Source organism: Rothia sp. HMSC071F11 (assembly GCF_001809115.1).
GTDB classification, from domain to species: Bacteria; Actinomycetota; Actinomycetes; order Actinomycetales; family Micrococcaceae; genus Rothia; species Rothia dentocariosa.
On sequence record NZ_KV795771.1, the window covers coordinates 190736 to 211570 of the forward strand.

A 20835-nucleotide genomic window follows, 5' to 3' on the forward strand; every position below is an offset into this window, starting at 1 on the left:
TCGTCAATGCCCAGTTTGCGACGGCCGATATGTCGCGGGCTTTCCGCATGACTGAGGTTTTCGCGCAGGTTTTTGATGTTATCGGAGCGACATATGGCAAGCCGATAGACACAAATTCCATGTCGGCGGCGCGGTTTATTACCCATCTGCGTTATCTCTTCGTACGTGCCGATCGAGAGAACAATAAACAACAACAGCATATTACTCAGCCCGGTGTTTTGGCGGCGCTTCGGGCGGATGCGCCCCAAGCCTTCGCATGCGCACAAAAGGTTCTTCTCCTATTAGAGATGCAGCTCAATCAGCCGTTACGCCAGGATGAGCTCACGTATTTGACGATTCATATTGACCGTCTCGCCCAAGAGATGTGGGGTTCTTAGAATTTAAAATCATCACCTCTACACAATAAAAAGTCTCTTGATCGTAAATAACGCAGAATTTTTAATGTTTTATTCACAATCACAAGAATTTTTAGTCAGAATGCATCTTACCCCCGACAAGCCCTTCCAAAACTCAATATATTCCTATATTGGAATATAAGAATATACGCTATTAATGCATCAAAATACAGCATATAACAGCTTTTTACCCCTGTCCGACTGATGACCTTTCACACTCTCCACCCTCTAGATCATGCCCTTAAGAACGACATAGTTTAGGTCACATATACTATATTTATGTGCCGAGAGGTTCTCATGTAGAAGTATTTTTTCCTATATTTTTCTCTATATTTAGAACCGCTACCGACCGTGATATTCTCAAAGGGTTTAGACCCTTAATACGGAAACAACACACATTCTGTAGTAACGAGAGGACCATCATGGTCACTATCATCGTGGCGGCACACGGGGAGTCAGCACCCGCGCTCTTAAAGACCGCCAGCATGATCCTCGGAAACCTCGATAACGTGTATCCGGTGACATTTCTTCCCGGGCAGGGTCCGGAAGATTTGATCGAAGAGTACACGCGCATCGTTGCGGAAACAGGATCCGAAGAAACCCTTATTCTCGTCGACCTCTTCGGCGGCAGTCCCTACAATGCGGGTGCTCGATTCGCGGCAGAACACGAAAATATTGATGTTGTTGCAGGCGTCAACGTGCCGATGCTCATCGAAGTTATCAGCGGCGCCGGTCGCAAAAATGCAACCCTCAAGAGCCTAGTTGCCAAAGCCCATAAGGCGGGCGTGAAGGGTATTCGCTCCTTCCAAGAAGCCAACCAACCGGTACAGGAAGAAAAGCCTTCTCAAGAGGCAAAACCCGCCGAAACACCGGCGGCACCGGAAATACCCGCAGAACAGCAGGTTGAAGGCGGGCATATGGATGCTATTTTCACGCGCATCGACTCCCGCCTTATTCACGGGCAGGTCGCGGGCACCTGGGTTCCTTATGTGGCACCGCAAACCTTTATTGCCGCATCGGATGCAGCCGCCCACGACAACCTCCGCAAGACCCTGCTGCTGCAGGTGGCGCCCGCCGGAGTCAAAACTAATGTGCTCGATATTGCTAAAGCGGGGCGCGTGTACAACAACCCCAAGTACACCGGCATGAAAACCATGTTTGTACTCGAATCCCCGGTCGATGTGGTGCGTCTAATAGACGAAGGCGTCGAAATTCCAGAGGTCAATGTTGGCGGAGTAACCTACAAAACCGGTATGACGCAGCTTTCTGAGGCAGTTTACGCATCTGAGGAAGACCTCGAAGCGTACCGTGAACTTCTCAAACGCGGCGTCAAGCTGTACGTACAGCAGCTTCCCAACCACAACCCCGTCGATCTGGCAAAAATTTTGAAAGAGAAAGGCCTCGACTCATGAGTCCCCTCGCATTTATTCTCGTCATTGTGGTGGCGTTCATTGCGGGTGTCGCATCCGTGGTGGACGAACGCCAGTTCCACCGCCCCCTGGTGGCATGTACCCTCATGGGTTTCGCCCTCGGCGACCCCACCACTGGCATTATCTTGGGCGGTATGCTCGAACTCATTGCCCTCGGGTGGATGAACGTCGGCGCGGCGATGGCACCCGATGCGGCGCTCGCATCATGTATCGCAACGGTCGTCGTTATTCATGGTCACCTTGATAAAGCGCAGGGCATCGCCGTTGCTATTCCGATTGCCGCAGCCGGGCAGGTGCTCACCATTTTCGTGCGAACTATTACCGTCTTCTTCCAGCATCAAGCCGACCGGTTCGCCCAAACGGCGAATTTCCGGGGTATTGAGCTCATGCATATCAGCGGTATGGTTCTGCAAGGTTTGCGTGTGGCTGTCCCAACCGCCGTGGTTGCCCTTATTAACTCCGAAACCCTGCAGAACTGGCTGCAGGCTATTCCTGCTGAGGTGACGAACGGCCTGCGTATCGCTGGCGGCATGATTACGGTGGTCGGTTTCGCCATGGTCATTAACATGATGAAGTCCCGCGCCCTCATGCCGTTCTTCTTCCTCGGATTCATCGCGGCAGCCGCTATTCCGGCGTCCCAGGAAATCACGCTCAGCGGCGGCAACAAGGATGCTATCGGCAACCTCGCCGCAACCCTGGCAGACCCCGCACAGCTGAACCTAGTCGCGATCGGTATTGTCGGAGCGTGCCTGGGACTGCTGTATACCCAGCTGAATCCAATCTTCCATAAGAGTGAGGCGGCACCGGCAGCCGCACGCCCAGCCGACGACCTCGACAACGAGCTTGAGTAGGAGCGAATCATGACTGAGAAAACTCAAGAAAAAGTAACCGCCGAGGTTCCCGACCTCACCAAGCGCGACAAAATTGATACCTACATCCGCTCCACTTTCCTGCTCGGCTCCTTCAACTTCGAGCGTATGCAAGCCATTGGTTTTGCGGTGTCGATGATCCCCGCGATTAAACGTTTCTACACCAAGAAGGAAGATCAGGCAGAAGCGCTCACCCGTCACCTGGAGTTCTTCAACACCCAACCGTGGGTCGCGTCCTCCATTATGGGTGTGACTGCCGCTATGGAGCGCGAAAAGGCAGCCGGTAAAGAAGGCATTGATGATGCCGCCATTACCAACGTGAAGGTTGGTCTAATGGGACCGCTCGCAGGCGTGGGCGACCCGATTTACTGGGGTACCGCGCGCATCGTGCTGGCGGCGGTAGGTGCATCCTTCGCTATTGCGGGCAATATTCTGGGACCGCTGATTTTCTTCTTTGGCATGACCGCGATTCGGTGGGGTACCCGCTGGTACGGCTTCAAATATGGGTACGAAAAAGGTACCCAAATCGTGGGCGAAGCGGGCGGCAACACCCTGCAGAAGATCACGCAGGGCGCCTCGGTGATGGGCCTGTTCGTGATGGGGTCGCTCGTGTACCGGTGGACGACCATTAACATTCCGCTCAAGCTCACGGAATACGAACAAAACGGTAAGAATGTTGAGGTCACCGTGCAGTCAATGATGGATCAGCTGCTGCCCGGGCTTGCCGCACTGGCCCTGTGTTTCCTGTGCATGTGGCTTCTGCGCAAGAGGGTTAACGCCATTTGGATTATTTTCGGTCTCTTTGCCGTGGGTATTGCAGGTTCCTACCTCGGGTTCCTGTCACTTCCCTCCTAGGTCTGAGCGACCGTTTGATAACCCTGCGGGATGCGCGCTCCGGTAGACTGGTACCGGACGCGCATCCCGTGATTTTTAGCCACCGCACAGACAGACCTGAGGAATCCCATGAAAAAACTGATGGCATTCGATTTGGATGGTACTCTGCTTTTTGACCGGACCATCGATCCCGCGAATGTGCAGGCTATTCACCGCTGGCAGCAGGCCGGGAATCTTGCGGTGTGTGCGACGGGGAAAAGTATTTTCGCCACGAAACTTGCCCTCGATAAAACCGGCGTAACCTTCGATTACAACGTGCTGTACACCGGCGCGGTTGTGACCGACGCCGAGTACAACATCCTGCACGCGCAAACTCTGCCGGTGTCGGTGGTGCGCGCCTGCTATGAGCGGTTCACAAAGGAGCCGGGGGTCGCTCTTTTTGCCACGACTTTAACCCATGACTATCGTCTGGCGGATAATGTGGGGTCTTCGACGAATATTCTGCCCGCGTTCCTGCCGCTGGCAGAGTCCGAGATTGATACCCAAGATTATGTGGGCGTGCCCCTGTGGATTCCTGAAGACGATGCTCGCGAGCGCACCTACCGCTGGATTCTTGAGGAGTTCGGTGATTCAGTGGATTGTCACAAGAATCAGGATTTTCTGGATATTGTGCCCCCGCGGTGCACGAAGGCGACCGGGCTGGCGTGGCTTGTGGAGTATCTGAAACCGGTTGAGTATGAAACCTACACGATTGGGGATTCCTGGAACGATGTACCCATGCATGAGTGGGCGGATCATGCGGCGTCGTTCAGCTATTCCCCGGATGATGTGAAGGCGCGAACCGAGGTTTCGGTGGATCATGCGTGGGAGTTTATTGACTCTTCGTTGGGTGCGTAGATTCTACGTTTCACGTGAAACTTTTTGCGAAAACAACGTCTATAGATTGTTAAAGCGGGGTAGATGGCGAATGTCTTCAACAAATAAAGAGCGCAATCCCGAGAGTTTTGGCGATGCTTTTCGGCAGGCCGCCCGTGAGTCTTTGGTGAAGAACCAGCGCGAGCGTTCCAGCGATATTGTTTCTATTGCCCCGATTCAACTGGCGCTCGCCGCGTTGGCTATAGGTATTTATGCCCTGTGGAATAGTTGGTTGTGCTTGATTCCGCTGGGCGTGGTGCTGGTGCTCATGTGGGTGCGTTACACCATGCAGCGTTGGCGTGATCGTCGCCTGTGCCATCTCGTCTTCTCCCAAAAGGTGTCCTTCCCGCCTACAGCTTTTCGAGGATACGCACGAGCTCCGACAAAGTAACCGCCCCGTCAGGTGGAGTGACTCCGTCCTCGAAGACCATGTAGTAGCGATAGCCATTGCCAGACTTGTTCGCCCACGCCCGCCCGAGCCTGATCTTGCGGTTAGAATCGTCGTTCTTCAAATGCTCGCCCTTGGACTCGACAACCACGATGGTGCCGCTGGTGGTCATCACGACGAAATCTGGGTAGTGATTGAACGGACCATTGAGGCAAAAACCCTTGCGTTCAATGACGCGGTGCCACCAGCGAACGTTGTTCATTCCGGAGAAACGACCAGCGAGTTTGAGCTCAAAGCCGTTCATCTTGTCTTCGGCCTCATACAGCGACCCGCCAATCAGGGAGCTGGCATGAATGGGCTGGATAGCTTTAGGGAACGCATACAGCTCTTGGATATCAACGCGCCGTGTCTCGATGTCCTCGTAGAACTTCTTGAATTTATGTTCCTCTAGCAGACCAAGAATCTTCTGTTTGATTTTCTCCGCAACTGCTTGGGGATGCTCTTGGTAGGTCAGAAGTTGTTCACTACCGAAAGCATCTACAACTCGACCGATATAGGACCGGAGGTCTGAATCGTTGATCGAGTTGATCGGTTTTAGACGCATGTAGACAGCTTCGGCGGCATTGCGTTTCTGGCTCTCAACACTGAGCTTCGAGAAATGCTCGCGCATGAAACGCTGATCTGTGCTCGACATGCGGAAGGCTTTGGGCACATCCACCCCCTTTTGCACGTCGATGCGATACATCTGCTCATCGGCTGCTGACAGATCAATCTCAATGTCCTTGTTGAGGAGTACGAATCCCGCCGCCAAAGCCTCATGACGCAGAACATCGAATTCGCCGCCGCCGGTGGAAAACAGAGCTGATTCGGGAGTCCTGATCACAAACTGTGGTAACCGAGTGGTCTCGATGTCGTCAGCAAATTCAGGGTTCACGAAGCTCGTGTTCACAGCATCCTCCAAATCTGAGGGCACGAAGCCCTCACCCATCTGTGCAGCTTCTTCGGCCTCCTGCTCATAGTCCGCACCCTGCTGGGCAGCCTGCTCGATCATCGAAGCCACTGTCGGATCAGCTGAAGGTTCTTGTGAACTTGCGGATTCTTCTCGCGCATCTAGATCAGCTGCAACTTCCTGCTCATCGAACTCCAAGAACTCTTCAACGTCCACACTATCCTCTGGGCCTGGGGACGTTGGGGCGGGTTGGCTGGACTGGTCCGTGCCAGTAAAGTCGAAAGCGACTTGATCGGCTGCGCGGAAGTCGCGCTTGGAGAATCCTGCGCTGTTGAGCCCGGCAACGATCTGTTTGAGCGTTGCGCCGAAATCGTTCGAGGAGGTCAGCACGTAGCTCATGTTTAACAACGTGTTCGGTTGCTTCTTGGCGAGGGGTTGGCGCAGAACACGGCCAAGGATCTGCTCAACATCGACCTGGCTGGTCTTGTTCGCCAACGACGCCAAAATGTAGGCGAAGGGGCAATCCCAACCTTCCTTCAACGCGTTCACGGTGATGATGAACCTGATCGGACACTCCTTGCTGAGCAGGTCCACGCCCTTGAGCTCGTTCACGTCGGCGGTCTTGATCGCGATCTGCTCGGCAGGAATACCCGCCTTGACGAGCTTGTCACGCAGCCGCTCAAACGATGTAGCGTCCTCGCTCGTCTTCGGCTGAGCCTGAAACAACACGATTGGGCGAATATAAGCGCCACCACTTTCATACTGCTGTGTAGCAGCGACTTCTAGTGAACGGCGCAGGTCGATCGCGTCTGTGACAACATCCTTTTGCGACGCTCGGTTGTATGCAATGACCGGAAGTTTGACCATGCTCTCGTTCTTGAGTGAGAGCGCATCCACATACGAGATCACGTTCGCTTGCCGCTTCGGGGTTGCGGTCAGATCAAGAATGAATGCAGGGTTGAAATTCGTGAGCATCTCCTGGCTCAACGTGCTCGTCGCATGGTGCGACTCATCCACGATCACGACGGGATTCAACTGGTTAATCACCTGGAACAGTGCAGTCTCATCCGCGTTCTCGATCGGCTGCTCCGGGGCACCAAACGCGGTCGCGAACGAGGCGAGATTCCCATTAGCTTGGTATGCCTTGCGCCCGTCCTTTGTTCGTGAGCGGAACGAGTCGTAGGAGAGCACCATCACTGACAGCTGCTCAGCCACCGTCGACGGGCTGAAATTCTGCCCTGCCAGCAACTCTTCTTTCGAATACACCTCAACACGGCCACCAAAATCAGCGTTCAGCTTCTGCCGATACGGATGGGCCGGATTCTTCAATGCCGCCAAGGTTTGCGTCAAAATCGAATCTGAGGGCACCAGCCACACTACGACCTTCTTCCGTGTCGGTGGCAGAGCCTCGAAAATCGGCTTCACTGATGCACACGCCAAAAACGTCTTCCCACCACCGGTCGGGACCTTGTAACACACGTGCGGGACGCCGTCGATCACGTTCTGGTAGCCCGGCATCTGCGGGGTGCCAACCTCGATCTGACGGGACTCCCAAAACACTTTGAACGCATCGCTCAGAGTGGGCTGCTCGTTAAGCTGGGTGAGGTAATCCTCCAGATCGGCAATCACCCGGTTTTGATACTTCTTCAACTCCATGACCAACACTCCTTAGAGACGGGTGATATCCCGAGGGATCTTCTTAAACGTGATATTCAGGGAGCGCAGCTCCTCATCCGACAACAAACACGTGTCGGCATAAATGACATACGAACTAGCCGCGCACTCAGGCGGGATCGAAGCCAGATAGTCACGATCCAAACTCGTCACACGATCCGGCTCGAACACGAAAAAGAACGACGCGTCATCATACCGACCCAAGAAATACAGATGAGCACTAGACGAACTCGAGAACGCCTGTCCTGTCTCGGTGAACCACACATACTCACGGACCTGCTCAAGAGGAACGTCAGGATTCAGATCCCCCTCCACAAGCAGCGGCGCGCCAAGCTCATAGAAGGAGAAGTCACCTCCCGTACCCGAAACATCATGGTCGTGTGACTGCGTAGCGACAACTTGTAGATAGGAGCTACCCGATTTACCTGTCACTTTCGTGACGATCTTCGGGCGTGACACCTTGGTGTACTTGCCCTGAGCCTCCTCATAAATCTTGTTCGCCTCGGCGAGCAGGCCATCGGCTTTCTTCATCGCCGCCAACGTGAGCTTATGCTCGTACAACGTGATCGATTCTTCAGACTCACCCTTGTAGCCAGTGATCGCGCGACGGACACGCTCGGCAGTGACCGAGTCAGCGTAGTCACCCAACTCAACCAAGATGAACCGTCTATTGCCTCCGTCAGCCTTGTTCAAGTTGAGCAGGGCGTGGGCGGTTGTGCCAGACCCCGCAAAGGAATCCAACACAAGGGAGTTCTCGTCGGTGGCCACCGCCAGAATCCGCTCGATCAGGCGCGTTGGTTTGGGAGTGTCGAAGGCGACCCGACCGTCGAAGATTGCCCGGATCTCCTTTTTGGCTTCATCAGTGTGCCCGGCAACCTCATAGGACCAGAAGTTCGTCGGCAATGCTCCGCCGACACTGTCCAGATAGGTCTTGCGACGCACTCCGCCTTGGCCGCCCTTCGTGAAATAGAAACGCGGCCACTGGCCCCGCTCATACACAGCCTGGGCATCGGTTCTGGCTTCCTCGAGGGGCTTCGCGAGCATCAATGCCTTCACACCCGGCTTCACGTCGTCTGCACTAATGCCGCAAACCGCGGCGCGTGCTTCAGCATCATCAATGTCGCGGAGCTCGTAGTCCGTCCAACCATTGAAGATGCGGAGCATCTCGTCTTGCTGGTAGCGCCAACAGTTTCCGGTTCCCGGGTAAATCAACTCACCTGTGAAAGGGTGCTGGATGGCGTAGACCATGCCCTGGTGGGTAGCCGCCCCTGGAGCAAATGGATTATCCGAAGTCCAGGCTCCTGAATCATTATCGGGATTCTTATAAATCGAATCCATGTCGGCTGTGCGTTCGAGCTTGTTGGGGTTCCATCCTGGCTGTTTGGAGAACACGAGCAAGTGTTCAACCTCGGCAGGGATTCCTTTGGAATCATTACGGGTCGAATAATTTCGCTGCCACGAGATGTCAGCCACGAAACAACGAGCCCCAAAGATCTCGTCACACATAGCCTTCAGGTGGGCAGCCTCATTGTCATCAATCGAAACGAAAATAGCACCAGTCGGCGCAAGCAGCCGCTGCAACAGCCGCAGGCGTGGGTACATCATGCACAACCACTTGTCATGGCGGGAGAGGTCTTCGCCTTCTTTGCCGACGACTTCACCGAGCCATCTCCTGATTTGCGGGTCGTTGACGGCGTCGTTGTACACCCAACCTTCGTTACCCGTGTTATAGGGAGGATCAATGTAAATACAGTCGACTCTTCCTTCATAGCGAGGCAGGAGCGCTTTGAGAGCTTCGAGATTGTCACCATGAATGATCATGTTCTGGGAGCCGTTGTCCGCATCGTGTTGGCCGTGCTCGTCATATGAGTATTGGCGGTCAAGGACGCGGTAGGGAACGTCGAGATGGTGGGTGATCACCTTGTCTTTGCCGACCCAGTTCAGTTCTGGCATTAGCGTTCCTCCTTAGGCTCGTGAGTGTTGTTGGGATGTGGTTCTTCTGCGGCTTGACCGGTGCGAACCCACTCGTCGATTTCTGAGAGCTTGAACTTCCACACCCTACCGACCTTGTAGGCGGGAAGATTGTGCGTCGCGATCCATTTCGTGAGGGCGAATGTACGCCACGCTTATTTTCTGAAGGTCTTATGTTCTTTTTACAGAAGCAGTATCTTTTGCCCCATTCTCCACAGCCTCTGGAGCATCAGGAAGATCCTCCGGCAGAGGGTCTGCATCCATATCCACAGCCGGTTCAGCAAATTCTTCATCAAGACGCTGCACCACCGGTTCGCCGATCTCTAGTTCTGATTCATCGGGACGTTTGAGCTGAGCGCCAAGATGAGTCAGTTGATCGCGGTTAACCAAGACAACTAATACCAAAGCGTTCAGAAAAAGACCGACGATAAAGAAAATCCAGCCGATCAGCATAAACCTTCCTCCACTGAGCACAGCACCTACTATCAGCAGTGCCGCCGAGCATAGATATGCGGGTGAGAGAAGGAATTTTGTGTTCATAGCAGACCTTTAGCGAACGTTTGAGCGTGGGTGAGAGCCTCGTGGACCGTTGGGTTTTGAGGGAAGAACTCCAAGTTTGCCGGCGTCAGACTCGCAGGTCGAAGACTGCGCGGCTTCATCCGATGCGGAGTTTTCTTCTTCACCATCATAAGCCCCGTCATCACCCTCAGGACTGTCATGACGCTCCGTATTTTTATCGCGCATAGCGCCCACAAGGTTATTTTCCATCTCACTTAAGCTTGTCACCAAAGCGGGCGTAGGCTCTCCTTGAGCCTTGGAAATAGTGACCATGTGTGCAAGAACATTCAATCCCAGCGCGGCAAGAACTAGAATCCATCCGAGCCACAGCAGCCATGTCTGTGAGAGGCTAATCAGCAAGGCACCGACCACGATAAGAAGTAGGGAGGTGAGATAGGCGGGCGAAAGTTTTTTAGAATTCATGGGTTTTCACAGCTTTTCAATTATGAAGAAACGCATAAAATATTCGTATACATTATGCGTTTGAACGGCGTAAAATTCCTCTTAATCCAATTTTAGATGATATGAGGCCTCAAAGCATTTCATACCGTGAATTTCCTTAATTTTCCCAGGTTCACGGTGTGAAAATCATAGCTTAACGTTGTTCATCAAATATGGCATTAGAAACATATGGCGAAGAAGGGGCATCCTTCACGATGGGAATAGTCGAAGTTCCCAGATGACTGCGGAGCATGTTATACCTTTCAAGAGCTACGCTTCCGGCAGGCAACGAAGGCAGAATAAAGTTATTATTCGTGCGCACATTCTCAGCCTGAACCAGAATATCCAACTTACGAATTACTCGGGAAACATCGTGTGAATCGTAACGATCCTGAGCTGAAATCACTGCACGCTGTGCCGCCATCAGCGCCGCATCACGCAGACGAATATAGTCGCTTCGCTTATCCTTGAGCTTTTCGATATGGGGCTTATATTCCTCAGGCAGGCTCTCGATAATCTCGTCGCGGCGAGTAATAGCGGTGTACATATCCTTCACGCGGGCGTAGGTCTCTGGATCAACCGTTGCCTTTGCTTCTTCCTGCAGGGCTTCCAAAGCCGCATTCTGAGCCAGTTTGAGCAGTTCGGGAACGGCGGTATCTTCCTCATGGTTCACCTGAACCTTCAGAATCCTCACCACAAACGGCAGGGTCAGCCCGGGCACCACAAGGGTAAAGAACAGAATCGAAATCATCATCACGATAGCGTCTTCACGCACCTGTTCCATACCGTCGATCATGGGAATAGAGAGCGCAAGAATCAGGGTCACTAGGCCGCGCATCCCCGACCAGGTCATCACGATAACCTCGGCGAAGGATTCGGGAGCACCTTCATGCACCGGGCGGGCAGCCTTACCAATCAGCCAGATGACTGTGAACCACACAAGACGAATTATCATCGCGACCACAGCAATAACGGCACCATCGACGAAGAGACCGGCAATACGCTCTGAGTTGGCTTTATAGATAATTTCGCTCGCCTGCAGACCGATCAGCCCAAAAGCAATACCGGTCATGAGCAATTCAATAATCTGCCAGAAAGATGAGGTCGTCAGACGATCCTCAGCTTCTAAGGCCACCAAATACTTAGTGCTGGTGAATTGAATTGCGGCGATCACCACGGCAATAACGCCGGATGCGTGAATATTTTCTGCCACCAGGTAAGCAGCGAAGGGAATTACAAGAGTTACGGCATTTCTCGTCACCACATCGTGGGCGCGCAGACGCACATAACCACCGATCCAGCCAAATGCAAAACCGATAATAACCGCTAGAACCGATCCTAAAGCGAAGTCCCTCATAACCTCGATTGGTTCGATGGCGTGATGTTCCTCCATCGAATGAATAGCAGCATGAAAGAGCACAATCGATATAGCATCGTTAAAACTACCCTCAGTCTGAAGCGTGCCAATCAGACGTCGTGGAATGCCGACAGGCTCGGCAACGGCCTCAACAGCAACGGGGTCAGGGGGTGAAACCGCGGCACCAAGTGCCAGAGCGACAGCAACCGTCATTCCGGGAACCCACCACAGGGCAACACCGGCAACGGCAAGCGCAGATGCCGTGGTGAGCAGCACCGAATAGAGGATAACGGACTTCCAGCGGCGCCGGAGTGTACCCCAAGAGAATTTCACACCGATAGCCCACAGCAGCGGCGGCAGGAAGATCGGCAGAATAATATCGCTGTCGATTTCAATATGGGGTCGATCGGGAGGTAGCAGCAGCGCTCCAACACCCAGGATGGTCATCATCACGGGCCAGGGAAGATTAAGGCGATCGCCAACGCTCACCATAATGACTGTTGCAAGTAGAATCAGAACTATAACGGATAAGTAGAGCATTGTCTCTCGTATCAACCCCTTGTATTTTTAGATACACTCATACTCAACTTTACCGGAGAGTCACAGGTAACAGCCCTTCTTGCAGGAGAGTTCGGGTAATGTTCACCTACAAGACGAATAACCGTAAGGTAATACTATTCCAATTTTGGAATATATCGCTTTTACCCCGCAAACACAGGGAACCCCTTCACCAAAATCAACCTCTGCGATCTTGATGAAGGGGCAATTATGTTGCGTGAGGGAAGCTAGATGCTATGCCGACCCACAGCCGCCGGAACCGCATCCGCACCCACCGGAGGTAGCGGGTTTCGGAACCTCAACCGGCTGAGCGGAATCGTGCCCACCACAGCATCCACCTTCGGAATGCGCATGCTGTTCTGTCGAGACGGAATCGGAACCGCAGCCGCCCGAGCCACAGCCGCAGCCACCCGAGGATGCGGCAGGCTCGCTTTCGTGCCCGCCACAGCATCCGCCGCCATCAACAGAACCGCAGGCTGAGCCGCGTGCCTCACGGTGACCCATCAAATCAACGCCGAGCTCCGAAAGATACGCCAGGTACCCGGCGAGCGCATCGCGACTGCCCGAACCAGCGATCACAATCCCGCCGTGACGCAGTGCTTTGAGGGTTTCATTCACGAGCGGCCAACGCTCAATATCATCGGTAATGGTAATAGCACTCACAATATGCATAGCCAGAGATGCCAGCGAACGCAGCGACTCTTCGTAGCCTTCGGGAAGGTGAATAACCTTATCGGGTGCAGCAAGCCGCAAGACGGAGAGGATGCGCATCAGCGTCATCGGAACCGCCTGCTGAGGTAGTTTCACGGTAATGCCGGTAGATTTCCCGGCTCCTAAAGCCACCATCCGGTCAGCGAGTTCATGAGAATCAATATCTTGGCTTATATCTAAAATTTCATAAGAATCAATAGAAATTGAACGTGTACCTAATGCTTCAGCTAATTCCTCATCTTCAGTATGAATTGCTATTACATTGCGAAATTCTTGGCGGCGAAGTGCAGATGCTGCTTCAATAAGCGCAAAATCTTGACCGTCTTCAGTGCTCAGAAGCGACTGCGCTTCATCGCGGGTCAATCCCTCTCCCCCGCTAATGCGTGCCACAAGTTCGGAATATGCGTTACTCATACCATTTATTAAACACCTACGTAAGCCTCAATTTTTACAGTTATGCCACTAGCAATTTCTATAGTTTTCTACATAAATACAATTACTTCTTCATACTCTTTACGAGAATTTATAGGTGTTTTTCATGACAGCAGAGAGATTTCACCCGTAAAATAGACGTGTGGTACTTTCTCAAGCAAAAATTTTAGACACAGCATTTGATCTTCTGGTAACCAATGGTTTAGCGGATTTGTCGATGCGCCGTTTGGCAGCTGAACTTCAAGTTGCTCCCGGCGCCCTCTATTACCATGTCAAGAATAAACAGCACCTTTTGGTGCTTCTTGCGAACTATATCTTGGACAAGAAAGCTCCAAAGGAGCTTCTTATGCCCGCGGATTCTAAGGATCCAGAGGCAGTAAAAGAGTCCTTGATCGTGCGCGGACAGGTTCTTTTCGAGACTATTTATTCCATTCCAGAATTTCCTGAAGTTATTCGCCTGGCATTGGCAACTAATCCTGAGCGGCTCAAGCCCGTGGCGGCCATTGCCTATGACGCTCAAAATATGGGGTTTGAGCCTGGGGAGGCGCTGCGCCGCGCCCGCATGCTCATTCACCTTGCCTTGAGCCTGGTGGAAGAGGCACAGGCTATTCCTGTATTGACTTCGCTGACTGCGGAAGCCGAAGAGAATCCCCTGCAGGAAATTCCTAAGCCGGTGTGTGAAGCATATACGGCTGATATTTCCACTGCTATTGATGGGCTCATGCTCTCCAAATAATTCCCGCATACAGATGCATATGCATCAGCCGGGGCTGCTGCCGTTGTGCAGTCGTGCCCCGGTACGCAGGCGTGCAGATGGTATGTTGAAGAGTACCGTTTTATCGCATTGCCTGAATGGAGTTCTATGACGACCACCGCAATCCCGCAGTGGGCTTCTCTGCCCGAACATCAGGATGAAATTCAGCGGGTACGCCAAGCGTTTCGACAGACCTATGGTAAAGAGCCTGATGGGGTATGGTCCGCTCCCGGTCGTTTGAATCTCTTGGGTGAATACATCGACTTTCTGGGTGGTTCGTGCATGCCTATGCCGCTGCCCTACCGCACCTATATTGCGGGGTCGCTGCGCCGGGACGGGGTGCTGCGCGCATCTTCTTTGCAGATGCCCGGAGACGAACGCACAATTGTGATTCGGGATATTCAACCCGGGCATATTAAGGGCTGGTTCACCTATGTTGCCGGTGTTGCATGGGCGATGAATCATGAGGGTGGTCGCGATATTATGCTTCCCCGCCAGTTCGGGGCTGATTTGCTCATTAACTCACGGGTTCCTGTGGGAGGGGGGCTTTCTTCGTCCGCCGCTTTAGAATGCTCCACAGCACTGGCGCTTCTTGACCTTTCCTGCCCGCTGCGCCCCGGTTGCCCTGATACCGATGCGGTTCCTTCCGACCGCTCCCCCGATAACGATGCACTCCGGGCCCGCCTGGCACAAGTGTGCATCACCGCAGAGAATAAAGTTGCGGGTGCACATACCGGCGGGCTCGATCAGACGGCGTCGCTGCGGTCGAAACCAGGTCAGGCTTTGGTCGTCGATTTTCGTGATTTTTCGATAGACCCTATTCATCTGAACCTGCAGAAGCACGGGCTAAGTTTTCTTGTTGTTGATACGAATACCCCGCACGCGCTGGCGCACAATGGTTTTGCCACCCGGCGTGCCGCCTCTGAATCGTGTGCGAAAGCGCTTGGTCTCACCTTTCTACGTGATGCTCTTCCCGAAGATCTTACGTGTGCACACCACGATGAACGCGAGGCTAAAGAATGGCGTTTGGAACTGGTAGATTCTTCGGTTAATCGTTCTCTGACAGCGTTAGAGGAACGTGAGGGCCCGGCAACTTTCCCGCGCGGTTGGGTCCGCCATGCGTTTCACGATATGACGCTGGTGGGGCGCGCCAGCTACCTGCTCAAACATGCGGATGAGCTGGGGTATCGGGCTTTTGAAGAGGCCGGGCGCATCTTTACCGAGTCCTTTATTTCAATGCGCGATGAGCTTCGTGTCTCCCGCCCGGAGATCGACGCTGCGGTTGAAGCATGTCTGGCACACGGGGCCTTAGGGGCGCGCATTGTCGGAGGCGGTTTCGGCGGCGCCGTGATGGCTCTTGTTAAAACATCCCGGCTTGAGGAAACAGCTCAGGCGATCGCCCAAGCATACGCCGAACACGGGTACGCCGAGCCTCGTTTTCTGCCGATGGTTGCCGGTTTTCCTGCGGATTGTGATTGGCTCTCGGAGAACTTTAGATAAATTTCACCCTAACTCATGTCATGATATTTCGAGGGTTGTTTATACTCTGTACAACCTCTACACTGTGTTTCAACCAGTCACCCAAAATAAAGGAGAGTCTTATGGGTTTCGATCCGAAGAACATCGTCGAGCAGGGCATCGACAAGGCAAAGAACCTCGTTAACGACAAGGCAGGTAAGGAAGTCGTCAACGACGAGCACACCTCGAAGGCTGAAGAGGTCGTCAATGAGAACGTCCAGAAGATTACCGATAAGTTCGGTAAATAAGACTCTAGTCTTCAAAAATTCCCCGCACCATGAAAATGAATGCGGGGAATTTTTCTGTATTCGAAGGCCTTTACCAGCAGATTCATGATTCTTTCGCCTATGCTGGAATTATTGTCTCAAACGCTCTGTTTTTTGTAGTGTTAGACAGCCCGCATGCAGCCTGTTGCTTTACCTCGATGGGTCACAGTAACCGCGGCGGGCTCCCTATTGTGTTATACCTTTGGAGATCAAAATGCTCGAACGTCAGCAAGCAACCCAAGAAGACGCACGCAAAGTTCAGGAAGACGGCGGAGTCGTCATCTATTGGCGCCCTGGATGCCCCTTCTGCGAGCGCCTCGATTCGTCGTTAGGCGATCTGGGCAATCATGCAACCTGGGTCAATATTTGGGAGGATCCTCAGGCGGAGGCCCATGTGAAGAGCCTCAACGAAGGCAACGCGGTTGTTCCCACGCTCGATACCGGCGATATGCATTTCGTGGTAGCTGATCGACAAACCCGCGAAAAAGCCGCAACTCTCATTCGCAACACTCTTTCCTAAACCACCGAAGGACTCCCCTATGCCGCGTCCACCGCTGAACCGCGATACGACCCTTTGCATTTCCCTGTCTGGACGACCGTCAAACCACGGCATCAAGTTCCACAATTATCTGTACGAGAAACACGGCCTTGATTACCTGTATAAGGCGATGACAACCACGGATATTGAGGGTGCTATCGCGGGTGTGCGCGCTCTGGGTATTCGCGGGTGCTCCGTTTCTATGCCCTTCAAACAGGCGGTTATTCCGCTCATGGACGAGGTCGATCATTCGGCGCAGGTCATTGGGGCGGTCAATACTATCGTCAATACGGACGGGCACCTGCACGCCTACAATACCGACGTGATTGCAGTAGCTTCCTTGCTGAAATCGCATGCCGTTGATCCTAAGCTGCCGTTTCTTCTGCGCGGTTCAGGAGGCATGGCGGCGGCCGTTGCGGGTGCCCTCTACGATGCTGGGTTCCGGGCGGGCACTATTATCGCTCGTAATGAGGATGCAGGCACGGCGCTCGCACGCCGGTACGGGTATGCGTGGGCGCCTGAACCCGGCGATCTTACCGCTCCAGTGATTGTGAATGTTACCCCGATCGGTATGTCTGGCGGTGCCGAGAGCGAGCAACTGGCATATCCGCAGTCCACGATTGAGGCGGCGTCGGTGGTATTCGATGTTGTGGCGATGCCTGTGGAAACCCCGCTGATTCGTGCCGCTCGCGCTGTCGGTCATGAGGTTATCACGGGCGGCGAGGTGATTGCTCTGCAGGCAGCTGAACAATTCCGGCTGTATACGGGCGTCACGCTTAGCCCCGATGACATTGCTCAGGCTGAGGCGCAGGCGAACTAGTCTGTACAAGCGTTCCTCTGGGTGCAGTTCGTTGATCGAGCTGCACCCGTTTTTTGTAATTACACATCCTGGGTTTTAAGTTTTCCACAGGTGGGGATAAACATGGGGAAAACCTTACATGCCTGTAATTTCGAGATGATAAAGCCTTCTATCCACAGGTAACTACGGGGTACTAACAAATGTGAAATTACATCACTGTAGTTATTCACAGTGTGGAAAACTCATGTGGATAATCAAAAAATACAGGTGCTTTTCTGTGTTTTAAAGCAATCGGTGGACCACCGTATCCCGCCCTGTCCCCACGGGGAAACTTGGGATACTGCGGCCCACCAAAAATTAGTTATCCACAGGTTTTTCGAGCGTTACCTTTGGATACTTCGTGTTCGCTGAATAATCTGAGGTGCTAAAAGCGCCGCCGTAGCAAGAGCACCGATCACAAAACCGCCCGCGTGAGCCTGCCAGGAAATCCCGGGAACGAGGAAGCCAAAGGCGACGTTCACGGCGATCATAATCATGAGGGCCCGTATATTATCCCGTTCACGCAGAACCACCATAATCACCAAGTAGGCACCGATCAGCCCGAAAATACCGCCGGATGCGCCCACAACCTCCGCCGTTGGATCATCCAGAAGAAGCACGCCGAAAGAACCGCCTACAATGGAGAGCAGATACACGAGCAGATACCGCCACCATCCCATCATCTGTTCAAGGGCAATACCAAAGATATAGAGGGAGAGCATATTCATCACAATATGTGAGTAATCGTTCTGTGAGTGCAAGAAACCACTGGTCAGCACGCGATAATACTCCCCCGTGAATTCGGTGTAGTCCCATTTCAGGGCAAACATGGAATACACCCAATACTGCGGGATGATGAGCTGAAGCAGATATACCACTACGTTAATCCCGATCAGGGTGTAAGTTACGTAGGGAACGAACCTGCGCGGTGCGCGCGCCTGATATTGGCGTCCATATAGCTCTCGGTAGCAGTCAGGACAGATCATCCCGACGTCCAGATTAATTTGGCATTCCCCGCAGGCGGGACGCATGCACCGTTTACACCGTGCATAGCTCACACGGTCGGAATGCCGCGGGCAGGTGGGCTCCGTCTGAGAGCTATTTTGCTGTGGATTAGATGGGTAGTCCACGTTTTTCCTTTCATACGCTCTTACTCAGTCCCTCGGTTCCCGTGGTTTGGCTCATGGATGCGAGAAGAACGCAGATACGGTGAAGGACCCGTCCCGGTTGCCCAGGCGGGTCCTTTCCCAGCACGAAATTAGAGTTTCTTGATGTCGATTGAAGAGATAACGACATCCTTCACCGGGCGATCCTGTGCACCGGTTTCAACGCTTTCAATAGCGTCTACAACCTTCTTAGAAGCTTCGTCGGCAACCTCACCGAAGATGGTGTGGCGACCGTTCAGCCAAGGAGTCTCTGCCGTGGTAATAAAGAACTGCGAGCCGTTAGTACCGGGGCCTGCGTTCGCCATTGCGAGCAGATAGGGCTTAGAGAAAGAAAGCTCGGGGTGAATCTCATCCTTGAACTGGTATCCGGGGCCGCCAATACCCATGCCGAGAGGGTCACCGCCTTGAATCATGAAGTCCTTGATAATACGGTGGAACACCACATCTTTGTAGAGCGGAGTGTTCATGACCTCGCCGCTGCGGGGGTGCTTCCACTCTTTAGAACCGTCTGCCAGACCGATAAAGTTCTCAACGGTCAGCGGTGCATGATTGCCAAAGAGATCAACGACGATATCACCGTAGTTGGTGTGAATAGTTGCTTGAGCTGTTGCATTAGTCATAGGTCTATTTTGTCATGTTGTCTCTATGATGCGCTAGAAGCCGCGCTATCACGGCGTCACGTTAAATTTAGCCTGCTGAGAAAACACGGGCGGTTTATCAGTATTTTTAGCTGAGGTGAGGGTTTCAACAAGCATTTTTCAGGGTAATTCCTTATGCTGAGAGGTGAACATTTACCCGCGTACGTGAGGTATTGCGGTATGACTGATGGAGGTTCACGATGTTCTGCAAGAAGCGCAAGGCTCGCAAAGCCGCGAAGAATTCGGCTGTCGTCGCCGCTATGGCCATGGCAGAGAAGGCCGATGACCTGAATATCCCCGGGCACGCAGATATGTTTGCTGAGAAGCTCACCGGCAAGAAAAAAGCCATGAAGAAGGCTCGCAAGACCGCCTCGAAAACCGCACGCAAGGCCCATAAAGAGCTGGCACGCATCGAGCGCAACGGCGGTAAGCGCCCCCGTAAGGGTCTAGCCCTGGTGGGTCTGGTTCTTGCGCTGGGTATTGGAGGCGTTGCCGCCTACAACGCGGCCCGTCCGGTTGAAGACCCCTGGAAGAGCGCCTAGTTACCCTCTCCCCCATATCCGAAAAGCCATTTTCTTGATTCCCTTGTTCTCACGGCGGATCGCAGAAGATGGCTTTTCTGTTTTAACGTTCCTCACTGAGGTCATATAAGTCTGATACCAGACCAACGTGCAAACACGTAGTTCACTGTGTACGCCCACTGGGTTCTAGAAGCTTCAAGATGGCAATCGAGGCAAAGAGAGCCGATACCGGCCAGAGGAGATCTCCCCAGCCGAAAGACCGAAAGAATGCGACGCCAAAACCCGTGATCATCGCGGATGCTGCCGCCAAGATTACCGAAGTAATCAGCGGAACACGGCGCGGCAGAAAGAAGTGGGCAGTCCATAATAGGGCCATCAGGAAGAAAATGGCAGATAGTCCTCGCCACCACGGTTCCAACTTGGCGATCCCGGTATCGTCCGAGGTGACAACTGCGGCTACCCAGCCGATGATAACCAGTGCCACAACGGTCACGGCCATAAGACCTGAAACCACGCGGGAAATGTCGTTATCCTTTTTCATCATATCGGTCATCAAGGTGCTCCCATCGCCCGGGCAGAGCTTCTATCCCACTGTTTATACCTATCACGGTTAGATCACAAAGGGCGGCGCCAAAAGCATCATTGGACGGGTATTGGGCTGAATATTCAGCGCCGCAGCAGATAGAGCCTGCTGAGTTATCTGGTGAAGAAGACTATTTCGACAAGGATAAGTCATATACACAGCAGAGGGCTAGTAGGTTCGGTATCGTGCAGATACACATTTTGACCATTAGCCCGTTGTATATGCAGCAAGCAGGCAGATATAACAAAGAGGTCTCAGACATAATGTCTGAGACCTCTTCTTTAAAACTAGTCCGGCGACAACCTACTCTCCCACACCCATCAAAGTGCAGTACCATCAGCGCAAAGAGGCTTAGCTACTGGGTTCGGAATGGAACCAGGCGTTTCCCTCTCACTATAATCACCGAAACGTGGAGGCGAGGGGACTCGAACCCCTAACCCTCTGCTTGCAAAGCAGATGCGCTACCAATTGCGCCACGCCCCCGCGGTGCTCTACTACTATAAACTACTTTTTATAACGTAAGCAAATCCA

Annotated in this window: 22 protein-coding genes, 1 tRNA gene and 1 rRNA gene; 12 read left to right on the forward strand and 12 right to left on the reverse strand. The window is 53.1% G+C overall.

Annotated elements, in window-relative coordinates; genetic code table 11:
* From HMPREF2554_RS10775 to HMPREF2554_RS10800, 6 genes are all read left to right on the forward strand, one after another.
* A partial coding sequence (locus HMPREF2554_RS10775) for a PRD domain-containing protein (protein ID WP_141744404.1) occupies window positions 1-377 on the forward strand: 377 nt, incomplete at its 5' end.
* Between the two features lie 440 nt (window positions 378-817).
* On the forward strand, window positions 818-1807 hold the full coding sequence (locus tag HMPREF2554_RS10780; RefSeq protein ID WP_013398127.1) for a mannose/fructose/sorbose PTS transporter subunit IIA: 990 nt from the start codon (window positions 818-820) through the stop codon (window positions 1805-1807).
* The gene (locus HMPREF2554_RS10785) at window positions 1804-2676 is read left to right on the forward strand and encodes a PTS mannose/fructose/sorbose transporter subunit IIC (RefSeq protein ID WP_070555357.1); all 873 of its coding nucleotides are present in this window, start codon (window positions 1804-1806) and stop codon (window positions 2674-2676) included. The genes HMPREF2554_RS10780 and HMPREF2554_RS10785 overlap by 4 nt, the downstream gene beginning before the upstream one ends.
* Before the next feature lie 9 nt (window positions 2677-2685).
* Window positions 2686-3549, forward strand: a complete 864-nt coding sequence (locus HMPREF2554_RS10790) for a PTS system mannose/fructose/sorbose family transporter subunit IID (protein ID WP_070555360.1) — start codon at window positions 2686-2688, stop codon at window positions 3547-3549.
* 108 nt (window positions 3550-3657) lie between these two features.
* Window positions 3658-4425 carry an HAD family hydrolase gene (locus HMPREF2554_RS10795; RefSeq protein WP_070555363.1) on the forward strand — a complete coding sequence of 256 codons (768 nt, stop codon included), beginning with the start codon at window positions 3658-3660 and terminating at the stop codon, window positions 4423-4425.
* Window positions 4426-4495: 70 nt separating this feature from the next.
* Complete coding sequence (locus HMPREF2554_RS10800; RefSeq protein WP_070555366.1) at window positions 4496-4834, forward strand: hypothetical protein; 339 nt, start codon at window positions 4496-4498, stop codon at window positions 4832-4834.
* Here HMPREF2554_RS10800 and HMPREF2554_RS10805 read toward each other — a convergent pair.
* The 7 genes from HMPREF2554_RS10805 to HMPREF2554_RS10830 form a co-directional block, all read right to left on the reverse strand.
* On the reverse strand, window positions 4794-7436 hold the full coding sequence (locus HMPREF2554_RS10805) for a DEAD/DEAH box helicase (RefSeq protein WP_070555369.1): 2643 nt from the start codon (window positions 7434-7436) through the stop codon (window positions 4794-4796). The genes HMPREF2554_RS10800 and HMPREF2554_RS10805 overlap by 41 nt on opposite strands.
* Before the next feature lie 12 nt (window positions 7437-7448).
* Window positions 7449-9407 carry a site-specific DNA-methyltransferase gene (locus tag HMPREF2554_RS10810; RefSeq protein ID WP_070555372.1) on the reverse strand — a complete coding sequence of 653 codons (1959 nt, stop codon included), beginning with the start codon at window positions 9405-9407 and terminating at the stop codon, window positions 7449-7451.
* Window positions 9407-9550 carry a MerR family transcriptional regulator gene (locus HMPREF2554_RS11925; RefSeq protein WP_210396067.1) on the reverse strand — a complete coding sequence of 48 codons (144 nt, stop codon included), beginning with the start codon at window positions 9548-9550 and terminating at the stop codon, window positions 9407-9409. The genes HMPREF2554_RS10810 and HMPREF2554_RS11925 overlap by 1 nt, the downstream gene beginning before the upstream one ends.
* Before the next feature lie 46 nt (window positions 9551-9596).
* Window positions 9597-9878, reverse strand: coding sequence for a hypothetical protein (locus HMPREF2554_RS10815; RefSeq protein ID WP_246826073.1), 282 nt, complete (start codon window positions 9876-9878; stop codon window positions 9597-9599).
* Between the two features lie 96 nt (window positions 9879-9974).
* The gene (locus HMPREF2554_RS10820; RefSeq protein ID WP_070555378.1) at window positions 9975-10406 is read right to left on the reverse strand and encodes a DUF202 domain-containing protein; all 432 of its coding nucleotides are present in this window, start codon (window positions 10404-10406) and stop codon (window positions 9975-9977) included.
* Between the two features lie 172 nt (window positions 10407-10578).
* On the reverse strand, window positions 10579-12321 hold the full coding sequence (locus tag HMPREF2554_RS10825) for a cation:proton antiporter (RefSeq protein ID WP_070555380.1): 1743 nt from the start codon (window positions 12319-12321) through the stop codon (window positions 10579-10581).
* A 252-nt stretch (window positions 12322-12573) separates the two neighbouring features.
* Window positions 12574-13464: a biotin synthase gene (locus tag HMPREF2554_RS10830; RefSeq protein WP_070555382.1), complete on the reverse strand. Its 891-nt coding sequence runs from the start codon at window positions 13462-13464 to the stop codon at window positions 12574-12576.
* 160 nt (window positions 13465-13624) lie between these two features.
* On the opposite strand from HMPREF2554_RS10830, the gene HMPREF2554_RS11960 reads away from it, so the two are divergent.
* From HMPREF2554_RS11960 to HMPREF2554_RS10855, 5 genes are all read left to right on the forward strand, one after another.
* Window positions 13625-14218, forward strand: coding sequence for a TetR/AcrR family transcriptional regulator (locus HMPREF2554_RS11960; protein ID WP_037231446.1), 594 nt, complete (start codon window positions 13625-13627; stop codon window positions 14216-14218).
* A 126-nt stretch (window positions 14219-14344) separates the two neighbouring features.
* A complete protein-coding gene (locus HMPREF2554_RS10840; protein WP_070555386.1) occupies window positions 14345-15736 on the forward strand; it encodes a galactokinase in 1392 nt (463 codons plus the stop codon).
* 101 nt (window positions 15737-15837) lie between these two features.
* Entirely contained in the window at window positions 15838-16002 is a 165-nt protein-coding gene (locus HMPREF2554_RS10845; protein WP_004005912.1) for a hypothetical protein, read from the forward strand.
* A 232-nt stretch (window positions 16003-16234) separates the two neighbouring features.
* Window positions 16235-16540, forward strand: a complete 306-nt coding sequence (locus HMPREF2554_RS10850; RefSeq protein WP_048751390.1) for a glutaredoxin domain-containing protein — start codon at window positions 16235-16237, stop codon at window positions 16538-16540.
* Window positions 16541-16559: 19 nt separating this feature from the next.
* Window positions 16560-17378 (forward strand): shikimate 5-dehydrogenase, encoded by an 819-nt coding sequence (locus tag HMPREF2554_RS10855; protein ID WP_070555389.1) that lies wholly within the window; start codon window positions 16560-16562, stop codon window positions 17376-17378.
* A gap of 362 nt (window positions 17379-17740) precedes the next feature.
* Here HMPREF2554_RS10855 and HMPREF2554_RS10860 read toward each other — a convergent pair whose 3' ends face one another.
* Together HMPREF2554_RS10860 and HMPREF2554_RS10865 are read right to left on the reverse strand one after the other, a co-directional pair.
* Entirely contained in the window at window positions 17741-18382 is a 642-nt protein-coding gene (locus HMPREF2554_RS10860) for a rhomboid family intramembrane serine protease (protein WP_246826074.1), read from the reverse strand.
* Between the two features lie 272 nt (window positions 18383-18654).
* Window positions 18655-19182, reverse strand: a complete 528-nt coding sequence (locus HMPREF2554_RS10865; RefSeq protein WP_004005916.1) for a peptidylprolyl isomerase — start codon at window positions 19180-19182, stop codon at window positions 18655-18657.
* A gap of 218 nt (window positions 19183-19400) precedes the next feature.
* Between HMPREF2554_RS10865 and HMPREF2554_RS10870 the strand changes: the two genes are divergently transcribed.
* Entirely contained in the window at window positions 19401-19742 is a 342-nt protein-coding gene (locus HMPREF2554_RS10870; protein ID WP_013398143.1) for a hypothetical protein, read from the forward strand.
* Window positions 19743-19884: 142 nt separating this feature from the next.
* Here the strand turns inward: HMPREF2554_RS10870 and HMPREF2554_RS10875 are convergent, their stop codons facing one another.
* The 3 genes from HMPREF2554_RS10875 to HMPREF2554_RS10885 form a co-directional block, all read right to left on the reverse strand.
* Window positions 19885-20274, reverse strand: coding sequence for a hypothetical protein (locus HMPREF2554_RS10875; RefSeq protein WP_070555396.1), 390 nt, complete (start codon window positions 20272-20274; stop codon window positions 19885-19887).
* 320 nt (window positions 20275-20594) lie between these two features.
* A 5S ribosomal RNA gene (gene rrf / locus HMPREF2554_RS10880) occupies window positions 20595-20711 on the reverse strand.
* 3 nt (window positions 20712-20714) lie between these two features.
* A tRNA-Ala gene (locus HMPREF2554_RS10885) sits at window positions 20715-20787 on the reverse strand.
* Window positions 20788-20835 lie beyond the last annotated feature (48 nt).

Bases quoted from the DNA above. Each gene is read 5' to 3' on its own strand.
- HMPREF2554_RS10780 (WP_013398127.1), top strand. From the start codon at position 818: ATGGTCACTATCATCGTGGCGGCACACGGGGAGTCAGCACCCGCGCTC.
- HMPREF2554_RS10785 (WP_070555357.1), top strand. From the start codon at position 1,804: ATGAGTCCCCTCGCATTTATTCTCGTCATTGTGGTGGCGTTCATTGCG.
- HMPREF2554_RS10790 (WP_070555360.1), top strand. From the start codon at position 2,686: ATGACTGAGAAAACTCAAGAAAAAGTAACCGCCGAGGTTCCCGACCTC.
- HMPREF2554_RS10795 (WP_070555363.1), top strand. From the start codon at position 3,658: ATGAAAAAACTGATGGCATTCGATTTGGATGGTACTCTGCTTTTTGAC.
- HMPREF2554_RS10800 (WP_070555366.1), top strand. From the start codon at position 4,496: ATGTCTTCAACAAATAAAGAGCGCAATCCCGAGAGTTTTGGCGATGCT.
- HMPREF2554_RS10805 (WP_070555369.1), bottom strand. From the start codon at position 7,436: ATGGAGTTGAAGAAGTATCAAAACCGGGTGATTGCCGATCTGGAGGAT.
- HMPREF2554_RS10810 (WP_070555372.1), bottom strand. From the start codon at position 9,407: ATGCCAGAACTGAACTGGGTCGGCAAAGACAAGGTGATCACCCACCAT.
- HMPREF2554_RS10815 (WP_246826073.1), bottom strand. From the start codon at position 9,878: ATGCTGATCGGCTGGATTTTCTTTATCGTCGGTCTTTTTCTGAACGCT.
- HMPREF2554_RS10820 (WP_070555378.1), bottom strand. From the start codon at position 10,406: ATGAATTCTAAAAAACTTTCGCCCGCCTATCTCACCTCCCTACTTCTT.
- HMPREF2554_RS10825 (WP_070555380.1), bottom strand. From the start codon at position 12,321: ATGCTCTACTTATCCGTTATAGTTCTGATTCTACTTGCAACAGTCATT.
- HMPREF2554_RS10830 (WP_070555382.1), bottom strand. From the start codon at position 13,464: ATGAGTAACGCATATTCCGAACTTGTGGCACGCATTAGCGGGGGAGAG.
- HMPREF2554_RS10840 (WP_070555386.1), top strand. From the start codon at position 14,345: ATGACGACCACCGCAATCCCGCAGTGGGCTTCTCTGCCCGAACATCAG.
- HMPREF2554_RS10845 (WP_004005912.1), top strand. From the start codon at position 15,838: ATGGGTTTCGATCCGAAGAACATCGTCGAGCAGGGCATCGACAAGGCA.
- HMPREF2554_RS10850 (WP_048751390.1), top strand. From the start codon at position 16,235: ATGCTCGAACGTCAGCAAGCAACCCAAGAAGACGCACGCAAAGTTCAG.
- HMPREF2554_RS10855 (WP_070555389.1), top strand. From the start codon at position 16,560: ATGCCGCGTCCACCGCTGAACCGCGATACGACCCTTTGCATTTCCCTG.
- HMPREF2554_RS10860 (WP_246826074.1), bottom strand. From the start codon at position 18,382: ATGATCTGTCCTGACTGCTACCGAGAGCTATATGGACGCCAATATCAG.
- HMPREF2554_RS10865 (WP_004005916.1), bottom strand. From the start codon at position 19,182: ATGACTAATGCAACAGCTCAAGCAACTATTCACACCAACTACGGTGAT.
- HMPREF2554_RS10870 (WP_013398143.1), top strand. From the start codon at position 19,401: ATGTTCTGCAAGAAGCGCAAGGCTCGCAAAGCCGCGAAGAATTCGGCT.
- HMPREF2554_RS10875 (WP_070555396.1), bottom strand. From the start codon at position 20,274: ATGACCGATATGATGAAAAAGGATAACGACATTTCCCGCGTGGTTTCA.